General features: G+C 66.9%; 17 protein-coding genes. 6 read left to right on the top strand and 11 right to left on the bottom strand.

All coding sequences use genetic code 11. The features are described from left to right. Window positions 1-44 precede the first annotated feature (44 nt). Entirely contained in the window at window positions 45-1,820 is a 1,776-nt protein-coding gene (locus IY145_RS06070; RefSeq protein WP_196407379.1) for a symporter-like protein, read from the bottom strand. A 134-nt stretch (window positions 1,821-1,954) separates the two neighbouring features. Here IY145_RS06070 and glpE point away from each other — a divergent pair, with 134 nt between their 5' ends. After that, window positions 1,955-2,752 carry a thiosulfate sulfurtransferase GlpE gene (gene glpE, locus IY145_RS06065; RefSeq protein WP_196407378.1) on the top strand — a complete coding sequence of 266 codons (798 nt, stop codon included), beginning with the start codon at window positions 1,955-1,957 and terminating at the stop codon, window positions 2,750-2,752. Window positions 2,753-2,755: 3 nt separating this feature from the next. Here glpE and cobT read toward each other — a convergent pair whose 3' ends face one another. The 3 genes from cobT to IY145_RS06050 all read right to left on the bottom strand — a co-directional run bounded on the left by cobT (window position 2,756) and on the right by IY145_RS06050 (window position 5,374). After that, a complete protein-coding gene (cobT, locus tag IY145_RS06060; RefSeq protein ID WP_196407377.1) occupies window positions 2,756-3,769 on the bottom strand; it encodes a nicotinate-nucleotide--dimethylbenzimidazole phosphoribosyltransferase in 1,014 nt (337 codons plus the stop codon). A gap of 243 nt (window positions 3,770-4,012) precedes the next feature. Then, window positions 4,013-4,768, bottom strand: coding sequence for a hypothetical protein (locus tag IY145_RS06055; RefSeq protein ID WP_196407376.1), 756 nt, complete (start codon window positions 4,766-4,768; stop codon window positions 4,013-4,015). 204 nt (window positions 4,769-4,972) lie between these two features. Further along, window positions 4,973-5,374, bottom strand: a complete 402-nt coding sequence (locus IY145_RS06050) for a GFA family protein (RefSeq protein ID WP_196407375.1) — start codon at window positions 5,372-5,374, stop codon at window positions 4,973-4,975. Window positions 5,375-5,725: 351 nt separating this feature from the next. On the opposite strand from IY145_RS06050, the gene IY145_RS06045 reads away from it, so the two are divergent. Beyond that, window positions 5,726-6,367, top strand: a complete 642-nt coding sequence (locus IY145_RS06045) for a PadR family transcriptional regulator (RefSeq protein WP_196407374.1) — start codon at window positions 5,726-5,728, stop codon at window positions 6,365-6,367. Window positions 6,368-6,548: 181 nt separating this feature from the next. Here IY145_RS06045 and glmS read toward each other — a convergent pair whose 3' ends face one another. From glmS to glmU, 4 genes are all read right to left on the bottom strand, one after another. Beyond that, window positions 6,549-8,375 carry a glutamine--fructose-6-phosphate transaminase (isomerizing) gene (gene glmS / locus IY145_RS06040; protein ID WP_196407373.1) on the bottom strand — a complete coding sequence of 609 codons (1,827 nt, stop codon included), beginning with the start codon at window positions 8,373-8,375 and terminating at the stop codon, window positions 6,549-6,551. 222 nt (window positions 8,376-8,597) lie between these two features. After that, window positions 8,598-8,957, bottom strand: coding sequence for a HigA family addiction module antitoxin (locus tag IY145_RS06035; RefSeq protein ID WP_196407372.1), 360 nt, complete (start codon window positions 8,955-8,957; stop codon window positions 8,598-8,600). A gap of 14 nt (window positions 8,958-8,971) precedes the next feature. Continuing rightward, window positions 8,972-9,253: a type II toxin-antitoxin system RelE/ParE family toxin gene (locus IY145_RS06030; protein WP_196407371.1), complete on the bottom strand. Its 282-nt coding sequence runs from the start codon at window positions 9,251-9,253 to the stop codon at window positions 8,972-8,974. 271 nt (window positions 9,254-9,524) lie between these two features. Continuing rightward, the gene (glmU, locus tag IY145_RS06025) at window positions 9,525-10,889 is read right to left on the bottom strand and encodes a bifunctional UDP-N-acetylglucosamine diphosphorylase/glucosamine-1-phosphate N-acetyltransferase GlmU (RefSeq protein ID WP_196407370.1); all 1,365 of its coding nucleotides are present in this window, start codon (window positions 10,887-10,889) and stop codon (window positions 9,525-9,527) included. A 238-nt stretch (window positions 10,890-11,127) separates the two neighbouring features. On the opposite strand from glmU, the gene IY145_RS06020 reads away from it, so the two are divergent. Beyond that, entirely contained in the window at window positions 11,128-12,663 is a 1,536-nt protein-coding gene (locus tag IY145_RS06020; RefSeq protein WP_196407369.1) for a glucan biosynthesis protein, read from the top strand. After that, window positions 12,651-14,891: a glucans biosynthesis glucosyltransferase MdoH gene (mdoH, locus tag IY145_RS06015; protein WP_196407368.1), complete on the top strand. Its 2,241-nt coding sequence runs from the start codon at window positions 12,651-12,653 to the stop codon at window positions 14,889-14,891. The genes IY145_RS06020 and mdoH overlap by 13 nt, the downstream gene beginning before the upstream one ends. 62 nt (window positions 14,892-14,953) lie before the next feature. Here the strand turns inward: mdoH and IY145_RS06010 are convergent, their stop codons facing one another. Next, window positions 14,954-16,198: a glycosyltransferase family 4 protein gene (locus IY145_RS06010; RefSeq protein ID WP_196407367.1), complete on the bottom strand. Its 1,245-nt coding sequence runs from the start codon at window positions 16,196-16,198 to the stop codon at window positions 14,954-14,956. Window positions 16,199-16,497: 299 nt separating this feature from the next. Between IY145_RS06010 and IY145_RS06005 the strand changes: the two genes are divergently transcribed. Next, the gene (locus tag IY145_RS06005) at window positions 16,498-16,947 is read left to right on the top strand and encodes an FKBP-type peptidyl-prolyl cis-trans isomerase (RefSeq protein WP_196407366.1); all 450 of its coding nucleotides are present in this window, start codon (window positions 16,498-16,500) and stop codon (window positions 16,945-16,947) included. Window positions 16,948-17,076: 129 nt separating this feature from the next. Here IY145_RS06005 and ahpF read toward each other — a convergent pair whose 3' ends face one another. Together ahpF and ahpC are read right to left on the bottom strand one after the other, a co-directional pair. Further along, window positions 17,077-18,630, bottom strand: a complete 1,554-nt coding sequence (gene ahpF / locus IY145_RS06000; RefSeq protein ID WP_196407365.1) for an alkyl hydroperoxide reductase subunit F — start codon at window positions 18,628-18,630, stop codon at window positions 17,077-17,079. A 205-nt stretch (window positions 18,631-18,835) separates the two neighbouring features. Continuing rightward, the gene (gene ahpC / locus IY145_RS05995; RefSeq protein WP_024881072.1) at window positions 18,836-19,399 is read right to left on the bottom strand and encodes an alkyl hydroperoxide reductase subunit C; all 564 of its coding nucleotides are present in this window, start codon (window positions 19,397-19,399) and stop codon (window positions 18,836-18,838) included. Between the two features lie 147 nt (window positions 19,400-19,546). Between ahpC and IY145_RS05990 the strand changes: the two genes are divergently transcribed. Then, on the top strand, window positions 19,547-20,533 hold the full coding sequence (locus tag IY145_RS05990) for a hydrogen peroxide-inducible genes activator (protein ID WP_196407364.1): 987 nt from the start codon (window positions 19,547-19,549) through the stop codon (window positions 20,531-20,533). Window positions 20,534-20,722: the final 189 nt, after the last annotated feature.

The raw sequence follows: 20,722 nt of genomic DNA, 5'->3' as shown, positions 1-20,722 counted from the left end.
TGCCTTTGGCGTTGGCGCTCTCCGGCGGCTGATCCGGCGGCGCCTCAGACGCCCTTGTCCTCGCGCAGCACATTTCCGTCGCCGCGCAGAATTTCATCGACGAAATTGCGCGATTCCGGCGTCTCTTGCGAAAAAGCCTCCGCCGAAAAGCTTCCGGCGAGCAGACCCGCGATGGCGCCGCAGAGGCCCGCCCAGGCCAGCTGCTCGATGTCCGGCGGCGCCTGGTCGAAGACGAGCGTCACCGCCATGGTCGCGAGGCCGGCCAATTGGCCGATCATCGCGTCCCGGTCCTGAGCGCGCGCGAACAGCGCGAGGCCGACGAGCGGAACCAGACCCGCCGCCGACAGAGCGAGCGCGATCCCGACCAGAGTGCGGGCGTCTATGGCGTTGGCGGCGCTCGTCGCCGAGCCGAGCGCCGTGACCCCGACCAGCGCCAGCCGGGTGATCGCGAGGCGGCGGCTCGTCAGAGCGGATTCGGCGCGCAGCCGATAGAGCGCGTCATGGCCGACGGCGGCGGCGCAGGCGTGCAGGCTGGCGCTCGCCAGCGCGAGGCCCGCGGCGATGATCCCGGAGGCGAGCAGGCCGGTGAGCGCCGCGCCGAGCTTGGCCAATTGCGGCAGACCGCCGATGAGATATTCCGCGCGCACGGAAATATCCGCGGGGCGCAGCGGCGCGCCCGGCGGCAGCTTGCGGACGAGGCAGGCCGCGCGCGCCTGCGCCGGACCGTCGACCTTCGCGCCGCAGATCTGCACGAGATCGTGGGCGCTCGCGGAATAGATGGCGTCCGGCAGCCGCTCCGGCGTCTGGCCGACGACGACATGGGAGACGATCAACGCCGAGGAGGCGACCGTCGCCGTGATCAGCGCCGCCGCGACTAGCGTCCAGAACATCGCCGCGACGCCGGCCCGTCGCGCCGCCGCCGCGTCTTTCGTCGCCACGGCCGGGGCCAGGGCGGGCGCCAGCGTCGCCAAGCCGAGCGCGAGACCGAGCGCCGTGGTGATCTCGAGAGCGAGGGGCGCCGGCCGGGCGAGCCGCCAACTCTCGATGATGCGCGCCGCCTCGCTCCAGGCGGCCTCGTCGCCGACGAGCGGCAAGGGAGTCGGAAAGCCTTCGAGCATCAGGGCGATCTGCGGCAGGGCGAAGCCCGCGATGAGCACGCCGGCGGCGGCGCAGGCGCTCCACAGCACGCCGCCGACGCCGCCCGGCCCGGCGATCAGCAGGATCGCCGCGCCGATGAAAAAGGCCGCGAAAGGCCGTCCCGCGCCGGTGAAGCCGACCAGCGCGTCCACCGCCGTCTGATAGCCGGCCAGCGCGACGATCGCCGAGGTGAGAGCGGCCACGACGATCATGCCGAGCCGCGGCTCCATGCGGGAAAAGCGCGCGGCCAGCAGGTCCGAAAGCGAGAAGGCCCCGGTCTTGCGCAGCATCGGCCCCGTCGCCGCGCCGATGAGCGCGACCCCGAGCAGCAGGCCGAGCGTCACGCCGAGCGGCGAGCCGGCGCCGGTGAGCCGCGCCGCGAAAGGCGCCGCGAGGCCGGCGACGAGCGCCGCCTGCGCGAAGCCGGCGTAGGCGGCCGGCGCCGCCCGTCCCGCGGCGTAGTAGAAGGAGACGCGCATCGAATGCAGTAGGAAACCGAGCGCCGCCAGAGCGACGACGGTGAAATAGGGTGAGACCAGCGCCACCAGCCGCTCCGGCGCGCCGACGCGGTCGAGCAGAGCGACGAGTCCATAGGCGGAGGCGAAAGTCGCGATCGCCAGCGCGATGCGGCCGTCGAGCCTGGCCCGGTCCTCGAAATTCTCCTCCTCCGCCGAATTGCGCATGGCTCGCCTCCTCCCGCGAGCCTAGCCGAGCGAGGCGCCGAAAACCAGCGCGCGCGGTCCCTGAGACGCGGCTCGGCGTCTGTTGGCCCCGACTTCGCATGTCCCGCGGGCGATCGAAAGGGAGAGATGCGGCAATGCAGCAGGCGAGTTTTCGCAGGATCGACGTCACCATGGCGCGCGATATCATCGGCCGCGGCCGCGCGCTCGTCATCGATGTGCGCGATCCGGAGTCTTTCGCGCGCGGGCACATAGACGGGGCCGAGCTGGCGACGCGGGAGAACATCTCCTCCTTCGTCACGCTGACGCCGAAGGACCGGCCGGTCGTCTTCTGCTGCTATCATGGCAATTCCAGCCAGGCCTACGCCAAATATTTCGTCGAGCAGGGTTTTCGGGACGTCTACAGCCTCGACGGCGGCTATGAGGCCTGGGCGCTGGCCGAGCGGACCGCCCCTGCGTCCGTCGCTTTGAGCCCGGCGCTCGAAGCCTTCCTCGCCGAGCACGGCTTCTCGCCCGGCGACGTCGCGGGCCGAAACAAGGACAATGTGACGCCGCTGATGGTCGCCGCGCGCGTCGCGCCGCCCGCGCTGGTCGCCGAGCTGCTGCAGGCGGGCGCCGATCTCCATGCGACCAATGTGGACGGCAATCAGGCGCTGTGGCTCGCCTGCGTCGGCGAGATAGAGGAGAATATCGCGCTGCTGATCCGCGCCGGGATCGCCATTCAGCACATAAATGTGAATGGCGCGACGCCGCTGATGTTCGCCGCCTCCTCGGGCCGCGCCCGCGCGGTGGCGCAATTGATCGCGGCGGGCGCCGACCCCTCCTTCGAGACCGATCTCGGACTCACGGCGCTCGACATGGCCTCGACGAAGGAATGCCTCGATCTGATGCGCGCGGAGGTGAAGCGCCGCAAGGCCGCGGCGACTGCGCCGTGAGGTTCACGCGTCCTTGCCGCTGACGCCGGCGCTCGAGAAGGTCGCCATGCCGCTGTGGCAGGCGAGCGCCGCCTTGACGAGGCCGATCGCCAGCGCCGCGCCGGAGCCCTCGCCGAGCCGCATGCCGAGATCGAGCAGCGGCTTTTTGCCGAGCCGCTCCAGCACCTCTCTATGCGCGCCCTCCGCCGACACATGGCCGGCGAGGCAATGGGCGATCGCGTCCGCATCCATGGCGTGCAGCAGCGCCGCCGCGGCGCAGGCGACATAGCCGTCGAGCAGCACGGGGACGCGATTGCGCCGCGCGGCGAGAATCGCGCCCATCATGCCGGCGATCTCGCGGCCGCCGAGCCGGCGCAAGATTTCCAGCGGATCGGACAAATGTCCGGCGTGGAAGTCCAGCGCCGAATCGATGACGGCGTTCTTGCGGGAAAGGCCCGCGTCGTCGAGGCCGGTTCCGCGCCCGGTCCAGCGGCTCGCGGGGCCGCCATAGAGCGCGGCGTAGATCGCCGCCGTCGAGCTGGTGTTGCCTATGCCCATCTCGCCCGGCGCGAGCAGGTCGATCCCGCCGTCTGCCGCCTCCATGCCATAGAGCAGCGTGCCGGCGGCCTCGCGCTCCTCCATCGCGGGGGCCTCGGTGAAGTCGCGCGTCGGATGGTCGAGCGCCAGCTCGAAGACTTTGAGGCCGATTCCATGGGCCTTGCAGATTTGATTGATCGCCGCGCCGCCGGCGGTGAAATTATCGAGCATCTGCCGCGTCACGGCGGCGGGAAAGGCGGAGACGCCCTTGGCCACGACGCCATGATTTCCCGCGAAGACGGCGACGAGCGGCCGCTCGATCGCAGGCGGGGCGCGGCCCTGCCAGGCGGCGAGCCATTCGACGATCTCCTCCAGCCGCCCGAGCGCCCCCGGCGGCTTGGTGAGCTCGGCGTCCCGCCGCCGCACGGCGTCGACGCTGTCGCGGCAGGGGGAGGGGAGGTCGGCGAGGAGAAGGCGGATGTCGTCGAAGGGCGTGCTCATGCGGCGTGGGTGGCGCATGGCGGGGGCGGGAGTCAAGCGGGGGAGGGGAAGCAGCGCGATCGGGTGAAGGTTTCCTCATCCTGAGGAGCCCGCCCAGCGGGCGTCTCGAAGGACGAGGAAACCTTCATGCGGCGTCTACTGGAGCTCGCCCTCGTGCTACGTTCACGAACGGCGAGGTCGCGCCATAACCGGTCGTTCGCCCGCAGGGTTCCATACTGGCCGGCTAAGCGAATTTATTCGTTGTTACTTACCCTCACAGGGGCTGGCCGCGTGACTTCGCGCCGCGGCGACCGCTTCCGGGATCGGTCTGGTCATACACCACCAATGATCGGCAGAACCGTCTTCACCGTGAAGGGGAATCTGACCGTGCAGGCCAATCATCCAAGCAGTAAATCCTTCGTTCATGGGACTCTGTACCCCGGAGTATCTGAAGCTGCCGCGCCCCAGGTCGCAATTCACGCGGGGCGCTTCTGGAGGGAAGAGATGGGAAACGCTGGCCCACACGGAGGCCTCAGCCTCGGGGCGGATCATGGACACGTCAGGGGCCATTTCATGAGGAAGCGGCTTGCCGTAGTGATGACGATAGAGGCCCTTTACAATTAACTGTAAGAGTCGGCTAATCTTGTCGGCATCGATCATAATTGCGTGCATCGGCTGCAAAATTCCGTTGATCTTAGTCAAAACTGGCGGCGCATCGATGTTCAACTCTTTCCGAAGCTTCCGGTTCCGATCAAGCCGAGGCTGGACTTTCTCACGGCGATAGCGGTTCGCTTCTGGGTGTCTGCTTCCGATCAAGAGTGTACTACCGATGTAAAGCTCAAGCTTGGACTTTTCATTATTGCAACATTTACATGCAGCAACTTGAGGTATCCGCAAGCCCGCCCCGCGCTCAGTGTCGAGGAAAAACGATGTTGCAATGACATGGTCGTTGGTTGATGAGCAGCTAGGCTTACCGCAGTAGGCACAATCCTTCCCTTTGTATCGTTTGCTAGCGCCCATGTCCTATTGTCGCCTCGTTTAGCCACGGTGAAAAGAGCCGAGTTAGACTTTTGCAGTGATATAAGTGCGATGGTATTTGATCCACAAACCACATGCAGCGAGCCCTTGTCATCCACACCGGTGCCCGTGGCTATTCAGCGAACGTCCCCTTCGGGTCACGAACGGAAATTCAAACCGAAACTCCCCTGCGTGCATCGCCCACCCCTAAAACCACAAATCCCGCACACATCGCCCATCCCCCGGCAGATCGTCGAATGTCTCCAGCCCGTCGAAATAATCGATCGCCAGATTTGCCACCTCTTCCGGCGGCGCGAGGCGGAGATTGACCGCCATGCGGCGGCGGCCGTCCGCGTCGAGGCGCAGGCCGCGCCAGCACAGCACGCAGCCGCAGGTCGGACAAAAACGGATTTCGAGAGCGGGCGCGGCCACGCCGATGCGCGTGTAGGCGCGGGTCTCGCCGAAAATGCGAATCCGCTCGCCTTCGTAATCATAGGCCCATAGCGCGCCATAGCGGCGGCAGAGCGTGCAATTGCAGGCGGTGGCCGAGCCGGGATCGCCCTCGAGCGTCCAATGGGCGGCGCCGCAGTGACAAGAACCTTTCAGCATCGGGCCCTCCTATCCGAAGGGCGAGTGTTGCGAGAGGTTTCGCATTGTCAATTCGCGCGATGACGGCCCCAGGGCCCCGAATCCAGGTCGACAATCCCTTTGCCGCGTCATGCCCGCGCTCGTCGCGGGCATCCACGCCGTGACATTGCGGCACGCGGGGAGAAGGGGCGGCGATGTTCCGCTCATGTTCTTCGCTTTCAGGGTCGGCGCGGCGTGGATGGCCGCGACGAGCGCGGCCATGACGTTGGAAAGCGCTCACCCGAGTTCGGAGCCTCGAATTTCAGGCGCGGGGCTTGACCAGATTGTTATAAGATATATCTTAGATACGTCTAAACAAAAGGAGACATATTTATGAACCATCGACACAGGCACTGGGGTCCGGGCGAGCATCCGGCGTTCGAGCAGATGCGTGGCATGCGCGGCGGAAACGACGAATCCTTCGGCGATCGCGGACGCGGGCGTCGCGGTTTCGGTCATGGTGGATTCGGTCATGGCGGTTTCGGTCCCGGCGAAGGCGAGCGCGGCGGCCGCGGGCGGCGGCGCATGTTCGAGGGCGGCGAGCTGCGTCTCGTCATCCTGCTGCTGCTCGAGAGCGAGCCCCGGCACGGCTATGACATTATTCGCGAGATCGAGACGCGCACCGGCGGCGCCTATGCGCCGAGCCCCGGCATCGTCTATCCGACGCTGACTCTGCTCGAGGAGCTGGGGCAAGTCGCGGTGCAGGCGACGGAAGGCGCCAAGAAGCTCTATGCGATCACGTCGGCGGGCTCCGCCCATCTGACGGAAAATCGCAAGGAGGCGGAGGCGGCGCTCGCCCGCTTCGAGGCGCTGCGATCCAAGAGCGCATCGGTGGACGCCGGGCCCGTCTTCCGGGCGATGGGCAATCTGAAGACCGTGCTGGCGCAAAGGCTCGGCGGCGAGGCCGATAAGGAGCTGCTGTTCCAGGTCGCCGATCTCATCGACGAGGCGGCGCGCAAGATCGAGCGGCTGTGACGCGACTTCGGGTCGAGCGCCGCGCCTCGCGGCGAACTCACCCCTTCATCCTGAGGAGGCCCCGAAGGGGCCGTCTCGAAGGATGGGCCGCCGCGCCTCCTGGAGCATCCTTCGAGGCTTTTTGCGTTCCGCAAAAAGCGCCTCAGGATGAGGGCGTGGGTGTATTCGAGCCAAACGCGCTTCACTCCACCGTCACGCTCTTCGCCAGATTGCGCGGCTGGTCGACATCCTTCCCCATGAACACCGCCACATGATAGGCGAGCAATTGCACGGGGACGGCATAGACCAGCGGCGCGAAGGCGCCGCTCATGTCGGGCAGCTCGATGAAGCCGGCGAGCTCGGCCGCCGCGGCCTCGCGCGCCGCCGCCGAGCCGATGAGGATGAGATGGCCGCCGCGCGCGGCGACCTCCTGTAGATTGGAGACGGTCTTCTCCAGCGTGGCGTCCGGCGGCGCGAGAACGATCACCGGCATGGCGTAGTCGATCAGCGCGATCGGCCCATGTTTCAGCTCGCCGGCCGCATAGCCTTCCGCATGAATATAGGACAGCTCCTTCAGCTTCAGCGCGCCTTCCAGCGCCAGCGGAAAGGCGCCGCCACGGCCGAGATACAAAACGCTCGACGCCCGCGCCACATCGCGGGCGACCGGCTCGACCAGCGCCTCGCGGGCGAGGGCGGCGGCCATCTGGCCCGGCGTCGCCGCTAGCTCGCGCACCAGGCGCTTCTCCTCCGCCTCGCTCAGCACGCCGCGGGCGCGGCCGAGCGCTATGGCGAGGCAAGCGAAAACGGCGAGCTGGCAGGTGAAGGCCTTGGTCGAGGCGACGCCGATCTCCGGGCCGGCCAGCGTCGGCGCGATCGTGTCGCTCTCACGCGCGATCGTCGAGGTCTCGACATTGACGATGGAGAGAATGTGCTGGCCCTGCGCCTTGGCGTAGCGCAGCGCGGCGAGCGTGTCGGCCGTCTCGCCCGATTGCGAGACGAGGATCATCAGCCCATTCTCGGCGAGCGGCGCCTCGCGGTAACGAAACTCCGAGGCGATATCGATGTCGACCGCGAGCCGCGCATAGCGCTCGATCCAATAGCGCGCGATGAGCCCGGCGTAATAGGCCGTGCCGCAGGCGGAGATGGTGACGCGCGAGAGCTTTTTGGGATCGAAGGGCAAAGCGAAGGGCAGGCGCACCTCGCCAGCGGAGAGATCGAGATAATGCGAGAGCGTGCGGCCGACGACCTCGGGCTGCTCGTGAATCTCCTTGGCCATGAAATGGCGGAAATTGCCCTTGTCGACGAGGAAGGAGCCGGCCTGCAACGGCTGTCGGCGGCGCTCGGACTCTTTGCCGGAGGCGTCGTAGAAGGTGATCTTCTCGCGCGTCAGCACGACATGGTCGCCCTCCTCGAGATAGGCGATCTGCCGCGCGAAGGGCGCGAGCGCCAGCGCGTCCGAGCCGAGATAGACGCCCTCGTCGCCCCAGCCGGCGGCGAGCGGAGCGCCGCGGCGCGCGCCGATGAGCAAATCCTCCTCGCCCTCGAAGAGGAAGGCGAGCGCGAAGGCGCCATTGAGCCGAGCGAGCGTGGCCGCAACCGCCTCGCGCGGCCCGGCGCCCTTGCTGCGCTCCTCGCCGACGAGATGGGCGACCACTTCCGTATCCGTCTCGGTGGCGAAGACATGGCCCTTGGCGGTCAGCTCCTCGCGCAATTCGCGGAAATTCTCGATGATGCCATTGTGGACGACGGCGAGCCCGCCGCTCGTATGCGGATGGGCGTTGGTCTCGGTCGGGCGCCCATGCGTCGCCCAGCGCGTATGGCCGATGCCGCTCGTCCCCAGCAGAGGCGCGGCCGCGAGCTTCTCCTCGAGATTGCGCAGCTTGCCGCTGGCGCGAAGGCGCGTGAGCTTGCCTTTCTCGAGCGTGGCGATTCCGGCAGAGTCATAGCCGCGATATTCCAGCCGCTTCAGCGCCTCGACCAGGGAGGGCGCGACCGGCTCGCGTCCGAGAATGCCGACGATGCCGCACATGAAAATGTCTCCTCGGTCGAAGCGCCACGGTGCGAGCAGACTAGCCCGCTTCCGTTACGATTATCCTAGACAGAGCATTAGGGCATTTCTCGGAGCCGGCGAGAAGCACGAGCGATTCCTTCTCCCGCCTGCGGGACAAGGTGGCCTCGCCATAGGGCGTCCTCGAGGACGCCCGTGCTTTGGCGGGGTCGGATGCAAGGGTCGCTGCGGTTTTCGGTTCGGCTATAATTTTTTTGCGATCGATGATGCTGGGCGGGCCCTCATCGCCGCCGTCGCCTCGAACCGCGTGATCTTCGCCAGCTCGGCGCTGGCGGCGCTCTCGACCGTCGCCAACTCATAGCGAACCTGTAGGTTCAACCAGAATTCCGCCGTTGTGCCGAAGAAGCGGGCCAGCCGCGCCGCCGTGTCGCCGGTGATCCCGATCTCTTCACTGGCGATGCGCTCGATTCGCGTCCGAGGCACGCCGCAAGCCTTGGCGACGCGCCCGGCGGATAGGCCGAGCGGCTCGAGGAATTCCTCCCGTAGCACTTCGCCCGGGTGCATCGGCGGAAGCGTCTCGACGATCTCCATCTCGCTCGCCATGGTTCTACTCCTACTCAGTGATAGTCGACGAACTCGGCCTGTTCGGCGCCGGCGTCGGTCCAGACAAAGCAGATGCGCCAGCGGTCGTTTACGCGGATCGAATGTTGTCCGGCCCGATCGCCGAACAGCGCCTCGAGCCGGTTGCCCGGCGGAATGAGCAGGTCGTCGAGCCGAGCTGCGGCGTTGAGCATTTCCAGCTTGCGCCGCGCCACCTTGAACACGTCCGCGGGATATCCCTTCGGAAGCCGCCCGCGGAAAAGAGCCTCAGTCGCCGGATCCCGGAATGATCGGATCATGAGCAGCCTTGTTACCGGCCTTTATGTATCGCTCAGCGATACGGAAAGCAAGACGCTTGTATCACTCGTAGATACGTTTGGTGGGGTTGGGGGTATCGCTCCCGGCGCTTTCGCGGAAATTTTCGTCCCGCGCCGAGGACCAGCCGCAAAGGGACCGAACGCGCTTTAGCCAGTCACCCGAAAAACCCATGTTTTCCCGGCAAAATGACCGGTGACCGACCCTCGCTTCGCGTGACCCTTCTCCCACGAGTGGACGCTCGCGGGAGAAGGGTCACGCGCCGGATTTTTTCGCCTTCTGGACGCGGCGGAAGCTCTCCGCCCAGCCGGCTTTCTCCATCTGGCGGCCACGGGCCACGGCGAGCGCGTCGGCCGAGACGTCTTTGGTGACGACCGAGCCGGAGCCGACATAGGCGCCGGCGCCGATCGTCACCGGGGCGACCAGCGCGGAATTGGAGCCGATGAAGGCGTTTTCGCCGATAATCGTGCGATATTTGAAGAAACCGTCGTAATTGCAGGTGATGACGCCGGCGCCGATGTTGGAATGCGCCCCTACGGAGGCGTCGCCGATATAGGTCAGATGATTGACCTTGGCGCCGACGCCGATCTCGGCTCCCTTGATCTCGACGAAATTGCCGATCTTGGCTTCGGCCGCGAGCTTTGCGCCCGGCCGCAGCCGCCCATAGGGGCCGACCGAGGCGCGCTCGCCCACCACCGCCCCCTCGAGATGGGAATAGGCGTGGATCGTCGCGCCATCGGCGATCTCGACGCCGGGGCCGATGACGACGCCGGGCTCGATCGTCACATCGCGGCCGATCTTCGTGTCATAGGAGAGGAACACCGTCTGCGGCGCGATCAGCGTCGCGCCGCCCAGCATGGCCGCGCGTCGCAAGCGCTCCTGGGCGACGGCCTCGGCGCGGGCGAGCTGGGTGCGGTCGTTGACGCCGAGAACTTCCTCCTCCGCGGCCAGCACCAGCCGCGTCTCCAGCCCCGCCGCCGCGGCGCGCGTGACGATATCGGTGAGATAATATTCTTTTTGGGCGTTGGCGGCGCCGACGCCATCCAGCAGCTCGAGCGCCTTCGCCCCGGCGATGGCCATCAGCCCGGCGTTGCAGAGCTGGCAGGCGCGCTCGGTCTCGCTCGCGTCCTTCTCCTCGCGAATGGCGAGGGGGCGGCCCTCCGCGTCGCAGAGCACGCGGCCATAGCCGAAGGGGTCGGCGGCCTCGAAGGCGAGCACGGCGACAGCTGCGCCCTCGGCGAGGGCCGCGCGCAGGGCCGCGATCGTCTCGGCGCGCACCAGCGGCGTGTCGGCGAAGAGCACGACGATATCGTCCACGCCCGAGGCGAAGGCGGCGCGGGCCGCCAGAACGGCGTGGGCGGTGCCGAGCTGCTTCTCCTGGACGAAGATTTTCGCGCCCGGCCGCAGGCGGAGGGCAGCGCCCGCCACATCGTCCTTTCCGGCGCCGATGACGACGGCGATCTCGTCGAGCGCCGCCGCGGCCGCCAGAACATGGCCGAGCATGGACCGCCCCGCGACCTCGTGGAGGACTTTGGGCCGGCGGGATTTCATGCGCGTGCCCTCGCCCGCGGCCAGAACCACGGCGAGGGAGCGACGGTCGGTCGGTCGAGCTTGCTCCATGTCGCGGCGCGGCCTCTATCTGCGGGCGGGGAGCGGAGGCCCCGCGCCGTTTTCCTCACGTTCATATTCGTCTTGGCAGATTCGCCGGCAGGCGGGCAAGCGCCGCCTCGGCGCGAGGTTTCCGCCGCGCAACCAAAAAAGAAAGATTCGCGTTCCGATCATCGTCCTTTCAGGTATATCCGATAGACAAGTCCGCCGCTTCTTCCACTTACTCGTCAGTCACGGGTCCCGGTCCCGCATGTTCGTACGCAGAGACCTGTTGAAAGCCACTTTGACCGCGCTCGCCGCCGGCGTCCCCGGCGGCCGCGCCCTCGCCCAATCGGCTCCGCCGGCCCCGCCGCCGGGGCCCGCTCTATTCGGCCGCGAGGTCGTGGTCGAGCTCGCCCGCGCGCTCGCCAAGCGGCCTTTCGCCGCGCCGGCCGCGGAATTGCGCGATCCCTTCGCCAATCTGACCTATGAGCAATATGTCGGCATAAAGACCCGGCCGGGCGCGGCCATATGGAGCGGCGAGAATCGCGGCTTCTCGGTCGAGCCGTTGCATCGGGGCTTCATCTTCGGCGCGCCGGTGGAGCTCTATGTCGTCGAGGACAAGATCGCCAAGCGAATCGGCTATGACCCGGCGAAATTCGACTATGGCGCTCTGAAGGTCGGCGACAGATCGCCCGATATCGGCTTCTCCGGTTTTCGCGTGCTCTCCCCGCAGGGCGGCGGCCCGGACACGGAGCTGGCTCTGTTCCAGGGCGCGAGCTTCTACCGGGCGCTGGCGCGCGGCCAGACGCTCGGCGTCACCGCCCGCGGCCTCTCCATTCGCACCGCCGATCCGCGCGGCGAGGAGTTTCCCGTCTTCCGCAGCTTCTGGATCGAGAAGCCGACGCTCGCCGACAATGCGCTGGTCATTCACGCGCTGCTCGATTCGCAGAGCGTGACGGGCGCCTATCTGTTCACGCTGCGTCCGGGCGAGGCGACGATCATCGATGCGGAATTCACTTTGTTCCCGCGCGTGACGATCGATCATCTGGGGCTCGGCGGCGCGGCGGCGGCCTCGCTGTTCACGCCGCTCGACCATCGCCGCTCGGACGATCCGCGGCCGAGCGTCGCCGAGACCAATGGGCTGCAAATGCTCACCGGCAAGGACGAATGGCTGTGGCGCCCTGTCTCCAATCGCGACACGCTGCAGATATCGGCCTTCGTCGACGCCAATCCGAAAGGCTTCGGATTTTTGACGCGCGACCGTGACATCGAGACCTATCAGGACGACATACAGCACTGGGAACTGCGCCCGTCGCTCTGGGTGGAGCCGATCGGCGATTGGGGTGAGGGCTCGGTGCAGCTCGTCGAAATTCCCTCCGAATCGGAGGTGAACGCCAATATCGTCGCCTATTGGCGGCCCAAGCAGCCGCTCGCCGCCGGCAAGGAGGCGACTTTCGCCTATCGGCAGTTCTGGTGCTGGAGCCCGCCCGCGCGTCCGCCTTTCGCGGTCGCCGTCTCGGCTTTCGGCGGCCGCTCGCCGACGCCGAAACTGCGCCGTTTTATCGTCCAGTTTGCGGGCGACAATCTGGGCGATCCGCAGCGAGTCGCCAATTTGCGGCCCGCCTTGACGACATCGCCGGGATCGGCGACGAACATTCGGGCCTTCGTCAATCCGAAGGCCAAGACATGCCGCGTCGTCTTCGACGTCGATCCTGCCGGCGAGACCTTCTGCGAGCTGCGCCTCGTCCTCCAATCGGGCGACGAGCCGATCAGCGAAACATGGCTCTATAGATGGACGGTGTAGCTCTCTCTCTCGTCGAACCCGTTCCGCCGGACGTCGTCGCCCCGCCGCCGCCCGTCGATCCCGCCGCCGCTCCGCCCATGCCGCCGGAGCGCCGGCTCGAAATGCCGACGCAATCGTTCCGGCGCCGCGAGGCGAAGGAGCGTCGCCGGCTCGCGGCGCCGCAGCTTTGGCGCACGCCCTGGATCTCGCGATTCATCACCTTCGGCGGCGGACTCGCGCTGACCGTCTATGGCGGCCTCGAGATGTATCGCGTCATCGACGTCGGCGGCGTCACCACGCTGAAATGGGCGCTGCTCGCGCTCTTCGTGCTGAACTTCTCCTGGATCGCGCTCTCATTCGCCAGCGCCGTCGTCGGCTTCTTCGTGCTGCTCGTCGCGCGCCGGCCGCCGCCGCCGCCCGAAGCGCTCGCGGCGCGGACAGCCGTGGTGATGCCGATCTACAATGAAGCGCCGAGCCGCGTTTTCGGCGCGCTACAGGCCATTTTGCAGGATGTCGAGGCGACCGGCCTCGGCGCGCATTTCGACTGGTTCTTCCTCTCCGACACCACCAATCCCGACATATGGGTCGCCGAGGAGCGCGCCTTCGCCGCCATGCGCCGCAGGCTGGGGCCGCAGGCGCGCGTCTATTATCGCCGCCGCGAGAAGAACACGAGCCGCAAGGCCGGCAATATCGCCGATTTCGTCACGCGCTGGGGCGGCGCCTATGAGCATATGGTGGTGCTCGACGCCGACAGCCTGATGGCCGGAGGCGCCATAGTGCGTCTCGCCGCGGCGATGGAGAAGGATCCGGACGCCGGCATTATTCAAACGCTGCCGCTCATCATCAACCGCAACACGCTGTTCGCGCGCGTGCAGCAATTCGCCGCGCGCATCTATGGCCCGATCATCGCCGCGGGGCTCGCGCAATGGATGGGGCGCGACGGCAATTATTGGGGTCACAACGCAATCATCCGCACGCAGGCCTTCGCGCATCATTGCGGTCTGCCGAACCTCAAGGGCCGTCCGCCTTTCGGCGGGCATATTCTGAGCCATGATTTCGTCGAGGCGGCGCTCATTCGCCGGGCCGGCTACGCCGTCTATATGTTGCCGACGCTCGGCGGCTCCTATGAGGAGAGCCCGCCCTCGCTCATCGATCTGTCGATCCGCGACCGTCGCTGGTGCCAGGGCAATCTGCAGCATTCGCGCATTCTCTGGGCGCGCGGCTTCCATTGGGCGACGCGCCAGCATTTCCTCACCGGAATTTTCGGCTATCTCACATCGCCGCTGTGGCTCGCCCAGCTGCTCGTCGGCATCGTGCTCGTCTTTCAGGCGAGCTATTTCCGGCCCGAATATTTCACCGCCAAATTCACGCTCTTCCCGGTGTGGCCGCGCTTCGACGCGGAGCGTTCGCTGGCGCTGTTCGCGCTTACGATGGCGATCCTGCTGGCGCCGAAACTCCTGGGGCTCATCCTCGCCATGGTCGACCGCGAGACGCGGCGCGGCTCGGGCGGCGTTTTGATGCTCTTGGTCTCGACCTTGTTCGAGGTGCTGATGTCGGCGCTGCTCGCGCCGATCATGATGCTGATCCAGACCGGGCATGTGTTCCACATATTGTTCGGCTTCGACACCGGCTGGGATCCGCAGCGGCGCGACGACGGCTCGGTTCCCTTCAACGCCATCGTGCGGCGGCATCAGTGGCATGTGGCGCTCGGCGTGCTGACTCTGGTCGCCGGCCTCATGATCTCGCCCTCGCTCGTCGCCTGGATGTCGCCGACGATCGCCGGCCTCATTCTGGCGATCGGCATTTCCTTCATCACCGGCCAGCGCTGGCTCGGCCTCGCCTTCCGCCGCGCCGGCGTGCTGGTGACGCCCGAAGAGACGACGACGCCGAAGATCGCGCGCCGCGGCCGCGCGCTGCATCGGCTGCTCGCGCGCGCCGGCCAGGACGAGGAGAATTGCCTGCTGGCGATCCACGGCGATCCCGAGCTGCGCACATTGCACGAGGCCTGGCTGCCGGCGCGCCCGCCCCGCAAGCGCGGCGTCGTTTCCGCCGATCGCGCGATGGCGGAGGCCAAGCTCGCCGACGCCGAATGCCTAGAGGATGCGGTGGAATGGCTCGATCGCGGCGAGCGGCTCGTCGTGCTCGGCGACCGCGCTCTGCTCGGCATGCTCGCGCGCCTGCCGCGCCGTGCGGAGAAAGAGGCCGAGGCCGCGACGCAAGACGCCGACGCGGCGCGATTGGCGAGCTGAGGGGGCTGGCTGTCCCGCCGGTGACGACGAGCGAGCCTCAGAGGCTCGCCCGGCAAAGATTGTCAGGCGGCGAGGCGTCGCCGTGACATGATCTCCTCATAGACGCCGAGGATGCGCTCGACATGGCGATCGAGCGTGGGCGGATCGCGCCAATAGACGTCATGCGCGCCGGCCGACAGACGCGCGACCAGCGCATCGTCCTTCAATCGCGTCAGCGCGCCGGCGAGCGATTCGGCATTGCCGCTCTCGAACCACAGGCCGGTCTCGTCATCCGCCACTTCCTCACGTCCGGCGCAGACGTTCGAGACGACGACCGGCGTTCCCATCGCCTGCGCCTCCATCACGGTGAGCGGCTGGCCCTCGTACCAGAGCGAGGGGAAGACCAGCGCCCGCGCCGCGCGCATGTGCGCCCGGACCTGCGCCGGCGGCAGCCAGCCGAGGAAACGCGCCTGCGGAACGCGCGCGCGCAACTCCTCGGCGATCGGCCCGTCACCGATGAAGACAGGCGTGACCCCGGCGCGGGCCGCCGCCTCGGCGAAGAGAAAGGCGCCCTTCTCGGGCGAGAGGCGGCCGACGAAGATGTAATCGCCGGAGGCGGGATCGCTCTTGCGCCCGAGGTCTTCCGCGTCGACCGGATTGGAGATGCGGTGCAGCCGCACGCCCTTGGGCAGATAGCGGCCGATGATCTCTTCCTGATAGTTCGAGATGCAGACGTAATCGGAGAAGAGCTCCGCGAGCTTGGCGTAATCGCGCGCGAAAGTGAGGCGGGCGCTGCGCCAGATCTTGCGCGGATAATTGACCGCGTCGCACGCCGTCGCCCAGCAGGCCGCCGAGAGCGGCTCGAGCGGGCAGAGCTCATGCTTCTTGTAATTGTAGAAGCCGCCATTGGGGCAGAACAGGAAATATTCATGCAGCGTATAGACGCGCGGCAGGCCAGAGGCGCGGATCGGCGCGGCTATGGACGGCGACAAGGCCTTGGCCCAGCCATGCACATGCACGATCGTGTCGTCTTTCGGCAGGCGGGCCAGCAACTCGCCGAGCGCCTGCGCCGCGCGCTGATTCCATGTGCCCTGAATGGCGGCGGCGGCGCGCGAAGGATTGCCGAGCAGGTCGTGCTGGCCGAGGCAGACGACCTCGACTCCGGCCGCGGCGAGTCGCTCGTCCACCGGCGCGGCGGAGGCGAAGACGATGGGCCGCGCGCCATGGGCGGCGAGCCCGAGCGCGCTCTCGATCGCCACTTTGGCCTGGCCGCCGGTCACGGAGGCGTGGTCGATGCAAATGACGACAGTCGGCGCGAAGGCGGCCATGGGGACTCCGGAGAAAAGCTCTGGCGCGACCTTAGGCCTCGAGCCTTAAACCCACGTAAGCATTCCCCCGCGCGCCCGCTCTAACACAGTCGGAGCGAAGGAAAAAATTCGCGTCCGCTACGGTCTCGCCGGCTCCGAGCGGCGAATCGTTCGATGCGTCGCGCAGTGCGAATTTGGAAGATCGCCGCAGCGTTTCGCGCAGGATGGCGGCCGTGTTGACACCTGCGCGCCTCGCTGGCAGACAGGGCCGCGCTATTGACGAGAGCGCAGCCCCGCGCCCTAATCCTCGAGGATCCGACATGCGCGCCGCTTTCCGTCCCTACGCTCTCGCCGCCTTCGCGCTCGCCGCCGCGGCGCTCCTCGCGCCCGCGCAAGCGCAAAGCCCTGCGACGACCACCACCGCCACCGGCGTCAAGATCACCGACACGAAAGTCGGGACAGGCGCCGGCGCGGAGCCGGGGCAAATGCTGAAGATGCATTACACCGGCTGGGTCTCGCAGAACGGCGCCAAGGGCAAGAAGTTCGACAGCTCGCTCGACCATGGCCAGCCCTTCGAGTTTCGCCTGTCCGCCGGCAAGGTGATCGCCGGCTGGGATCAGGGCATTCTCGGCATGAAGGTCGGCGGCAAGCGCACGCTCGTCATTCCGCCGGAACTCGGCTATGGCGCGCGCGGCGCCGGCGGCGTGATTCCGCCCAACGCCACGCTCATCTTCGATGTCGAGCTCATCGAGATCAAAGGTCAGATCTGACCGGCGCGGGCCGGCGCTCGATCGCGCGCCACCGTCACTGCGAGCGGAGCGAAGCAACCCAGAGACGAGGGGCGCTCTGGATTGCTTCGCGGCTCACGCTTCTCGCAAAGACCGAGAAGCGAACTCGCATCACATCCGCATGAGATGGTCGAAGGCCGACAGCGCGGCCGTCGCGCCTTCGCCCATGGCGATGACGATCTGCTTATAGGGAACCGTCGTCGCGTCGCCGGCGGCGAAAACGCCCGGCGCGGAAGTGTTGCAGCGGCGGTCGATCTCGATCTCCTTATAGCGCGTGAGCGTGACGGCGCCGTCGAGCCATTCGGTGTTCGGCAATAGGCCGATCTGCACGAACACGCCTTCCAGCTCTATGTTGCGCGTCTCCTCGCTCTCGCGGTCGCGATAGACGAGCCCCGTCACCTTGGCGCCGTCGCCGAGAATCTCCCTCGTCTGCGCCGAGACGAGAATCGTCACATTGGGCAGCGAGCGCAGCTTCTCCTGCAAGATTCCGTCGGCGCGCAGCTTCGCGTCGAATTCGAGCAAGGTGACATGCGAGGCGAGGCCGGCGAGATCAATGGCCGCCTCGACGCCGGAATTGCCGCCGCCGATCACCGCCACGCGCTTGCCCTTGAACAGCGGCCCGTCGCAATGCGGGCAATAGGCGACGCCTTTCGTCATATATTCGGTCTCGCCGGGCACATTGATGCGCCGCCAGCGCGCGCCCGGCGCCAGAATGATCGTCTTCGATTTCAGCGAGGCGCCATTGGCGAGCTTCAGCTCCGCGAGACCGCCGGCCTCGGCTGCGGGAACCAGCGCGGAGGCGATCTGGCCGTTCATCACATCGACGGAATATTCCGCGACGTGGCGCTCCAGCGCCGCCGCCATTTGCGGCCCTTCCGTGTGCGGAACCGAGATGAAGTTCTCTATGCCCGCCGTGTCCTGCACCTGGCCGCCGAAACGCTCCGCGACAATGCCGGTGCGCACGCCCTTGCGCGCGGCGTAGATCGCCGCCGCCGCGCCCGCCGGGCCGCCGCCGACCACCAGCACGTCGAAGGGCTCCTTGGCGGAAATGGAGGCGGCCTTCTTCTCGCCCGCGCCGGCGTCGAGCTTGTCGAGAATCTGCTCGAGCGTCGCGCGGCCATGCTGGAAGGGCTCGCCGTTCAGATAGACGGCGGGCACGGCCATTATGCCACGCTCCTCCACCTCCTTGGGGAAGAGGCCGCCGTCGATCGCCACATGGCGCACGCGCGGATTGAGCGCCGCCATCGTATCGAGCGCCTGCACCACCTCGGGGCAGTTCTGGCAGGTGAGCGAGAAATAGGTCTCGAAGCGATAATCGCCGTCGAGCGCCTTTATGCGCGCGAGAGTGTCGTCGTCCTCCTTGGGCGCATGGCCGCCGACATGCAGCAGCGCCAGCACGAAAGAATTGAACTCGTGTCCGCCCGGAATGGCGGCGAAGCGCAGGCCGATATCGGCGCCCTGGCGCTCGATCGCGAAAGAGGGACGGCGCGAATCATCGTCGCTGCGCACATAGGAGATATTGTCCGAGACGCTCGCGACCTCCTGCAGCAGCTCGGCGAGCTCTGTGGATTTCTCGCTGTCGTCGAGCGAGGCGCGGAGCGTGATGGGCGTGACGATGCGCGCGAAATAGGCCTGCAACTGGGTTTTCAGAGCGGCGTCCAGCATCTTCGACTCCCGATTTTCGAGAATAATCCCCTCACCCTGAGGAGCCTGCGCAGCAGGCGTCTCGAAGGGGGCGCCGCAGCGCGTTCTGGAGCATCCTTCGAGGCTTTTTGCGTTCCGCAAAAAGCGCCTCAGGATGAGGTAGGGGAATTTTCGACGGCCTCGAGGCGCCTCCGGCCGGCGAACCGGCCGGAGGCGTGAAGCGAAATCAAATCTTGCCGACGAGGTCGAGCGAGGGAGCGAGCGTCTTCTGACCCTCTTCCCACTTGGCCGGGCAAACCTCGCCCGGATGCGCCGCGACATACTGCGCCGCCTTGATCTTGCGCAGCAGCTCGAGCGCATTGCGGCCGACGCCGCCGGCGTTGATCTCGACGATCTGAATCTTGCCGTCCGGATCGATGACGAAAGTGCCACGGTCGGCGAGGCCGGCCTCTTCGATCAGCACGTCGAAATTGCGGCTCAGCGTCAGCGTCGGATCGCCGACCAGCGGATACTCGATCTTGCCGATCGCCGGCGAGGTGTCGTGCCAGGCCTTATGAGCGAAATGCGTGTCGGTCGAAACGCCGTAGATCTCGACGCCGACGGCCTTGAAGGCCGCATAATTGGTGGCGAGGTCTTCGAGCTCGGTCGGGCAGACGAAGGTGAAGTCGGCCGGGTAGAAGAAGAACACCGACCACTTGCCCTTGAGCGTGGCCTCGGTGACGTCGACGAATTTGCCGGCGTGGAAGGCGGTCGCCTTGAACGGCTTGATCTCGGAGCCGATGAGAGACATTCGTTTTCTCCTTAGCTGGTGGAGCGCGTCGGAGGCGGATGGTCCGCGCGCGTCTGGGGAAGACGCGCGGAACCTAATGGGGTTTCATCATCGATAAAAGCGAAAAAAACAGGCTGCAATAATCGAGTTTGACGATATATATGGCGCATGGCGGTCTTGCCCACACTTCGGCAGCTGCGTTTTCTGGTCGCCGTCGTCGACGAGCGGCATTTCGGCCGCGCGGCCGAGGCCTGCCTCGTCGGCCAATCGACGCTGAGCGCCGGAATATTGGAGCTCGAGCAATTGCTCGGCGTGCGCCTCTTCGAGCGCACCAAGCGCAAGGTCTCGCCGACGCCGGTCGGCCGCGAATTGGCCGAGCGCGCCCGCACGCTGCTGCGCGAGGCGCAGGATATCGTCGAGCTGGCCCGCGCCGCCCAGGCGCCCATGTCCGGGCCTTTGCGGCTCGGCGTCATTCCGACGATCGGGCCGTTTCTGTTTCCGCGCGTGCTGCCGCGACTGCGCTCCGCCTTTCCCGAGCTGAAGCTCTATCTGCGCGAGGAGCAGAGCGAGCCGCTGCTGGCGCGTCTCGACGCCGGCGAATTGGACGCTGCCGTGCTGGCGCTGCCCTATCCTTCGCGCGGCATGGAGACGATCGACATAGGCGTCGATCCTTTCGTCGTCGTCTGCCCGCCGGGGCACAGACTGAGCCGTCTGTCGGCGGTCGGCCATGACGATATGGCGGCCGAGGATCTGCTGCTGCTGGAGGAGGGCCATTGCCTGCGCGATCATGCGCTCGCCGCCTGCGCGCTCGAGGGCGCGCGGCGCAATGTCGCCTTTCAAGGCACCAGCCTCTATACGCTCGCGCAAATGGTGGCCAATGGGCTCGGCGTGACGCTGCTGCCGCAAATGGCGCTCGACGCCGGAATATTGCGCGGTCTCGATCTCGTCGTGCGGCCGCTGGCGGGCGAGGCGCCCTTCCGCCGCATCGGCCTCGTCTTTCGCGCCTCCTCGGCGCGCAAGGAGACATTCCGCCGCCTCGCGCGCGCGCTCGAAGGGTTTTTGGCGGAGGCGGCGATCGAAGAGAAGGCGAAAGTTTCTGCGACGCCTGCGCGTGGCGAGCGCAAGAGCGCCGCGGGGCCGCGTCGACATAAGTGACGTGCGACGACGCTATCGAATGCACACATCCTCGCCCCCACGACGTCTTGGCCGGGCTTGTCCCGGCCATCCACGCCAACACGCCGCGTGGCTTCTCGGAAGGTTGGCGTGATGTGGAAGTTCCGGCGACCTCTACCGGGCCCTGCCACGAACCCGCCCGACGCAAGCCGAAATCAGTCTATTTCCTCA

The sequence above is a fragment of the Methylosinus sp. H3A genome (genome assembly GCF_015709455.1).
In the GTDB taxonomy this organism is placed as follows: domain Bacteria; phylum Pseudomonadota; class Alphaproteobacteria; order Rhizobiales; family Beijerinckiaceae; genus Methylosinus.
Note: the sequence above shows the minus strand (reverse complement) of the source record. Positions and strands in the feature narration are given on the sequence as shown.

Bases quoted from the DNA above. Each gene is read 5' to 3' on its own strand.
- IY145_RS06070 (WP_196407379.1), bottom strand. From the start codon at position 1,820: ATGCGCAATTCGGCGGAGGAGGAGAATTTCGAGGACCGGGCCAGGCTC.
- glpE (WP_196407378.1), top strand. From the start codon at position 1,955: ATGCAGCAGGCGAGTTTTCGCAGGATCGACGTCACCATGGCGCGCGAT.
- cobT (WP_196407377.1), bottom strand. From the start codon at position 3,769: ATGAGCACGCCCTTCGACGACATCCGCCTTCTCCTCGCCGACCTCCCC.
- IY145_RS06055 (WP_196407376.1), bottom strand. From the start codon at position 4,768: ATGGGCGCTAGCAAACGATACAAAGGGAAGGATTGTGCCTACTGCGGT.
- IY145_RS06050 (WP_196407375.1), bottom strand. From the start codon at position 5,374: ATGCTGAAAGGTTCTTGTCACTGCGGCGCCGCCCATTGGACGCTCGAG.
- IY145_RS06045 (WP_196407374.1), top strand. From the start codon at position 5,726: ATGAACCATCGACACAGGCACTGGGGTCCGGGCGAGCATCCGGCGTTC.
- glmS (WP_196407373.1), bottom strand. From the start codon at position 8,375: ATGTGCGGCATCGTCGGCATTCTCGGACGCGAGCCGGTCGCGCCCTCC.
- IY145_RS06035 (WP_196407372.1), bottom strand. From the start codon at position 8,957: ATGGCGAGCGAGATGGAGATCGTCGAGACGCTTCCGCCGATGCACCCG.
- IY145_RS06030 (WP_196407371.1), bottom strand. From the start codon at position 9,253: ATGATCCGATCATTCCGGGATCCGGCGACTGAGGCTCTTTTCCGCGGG.
- glmU (WP_196407370.1), bottom strand. From the start codon at position 10,889: ATGGAGCAAGCTCGACCGACCGACCGTCGCTCCCTCGCCGTGGTTCTG.
- IY145_RS06020 (WP_196407369.1), top strand. From the start codon at position 11,128: ATGTTCGTACGCAGAGACCTGTTGAAAGCCACTTTGACCGCGCTCGCC.
- mdoH (WP_196407368.1), top strand. From the start codon at position 12,651: ATGGACGGTGTAGCTCTCTCTCTCGTCGAACCCGTTCCGCCGGACGTC.
- IY145_RS06010 (WP_196407367.1), bottom strand. From the start codon at position 16,198: ATGGCCGCCTTCGCGCCGACTGTCGTCATTTGCATCGACCACGCCTCC.
- IY145_RS06005 (WP_196407366.1), top strand. From the start codon at position 16,498: ATGCGCGCCGCTTTCCGTCCCTACGCTCTCGCCGCCTTCGCGCTCGCC.
- ahpF (WP_196407365.1), bottom strand. From the start codon at position 18,630: ATGCTGGACGCCGCTCTGAAAACCCAGTTGCAGGCCTATTTCGCGCGC.
- ahpC (WP_024881072.1), bottom strand. From the start codon at position 19,399: ATGTCTCTCATCGGCTCCGAGATCAAGCCGTTCAAGGCGACCGCCTTC.
- IY145_RS05990 (WP_196407364.1), top strand. From the start codon at position 19,547: ATGGCGGTCTTGCCCACACTTCGGCAGCTGCGTTTTCTGGTCGCCGTC.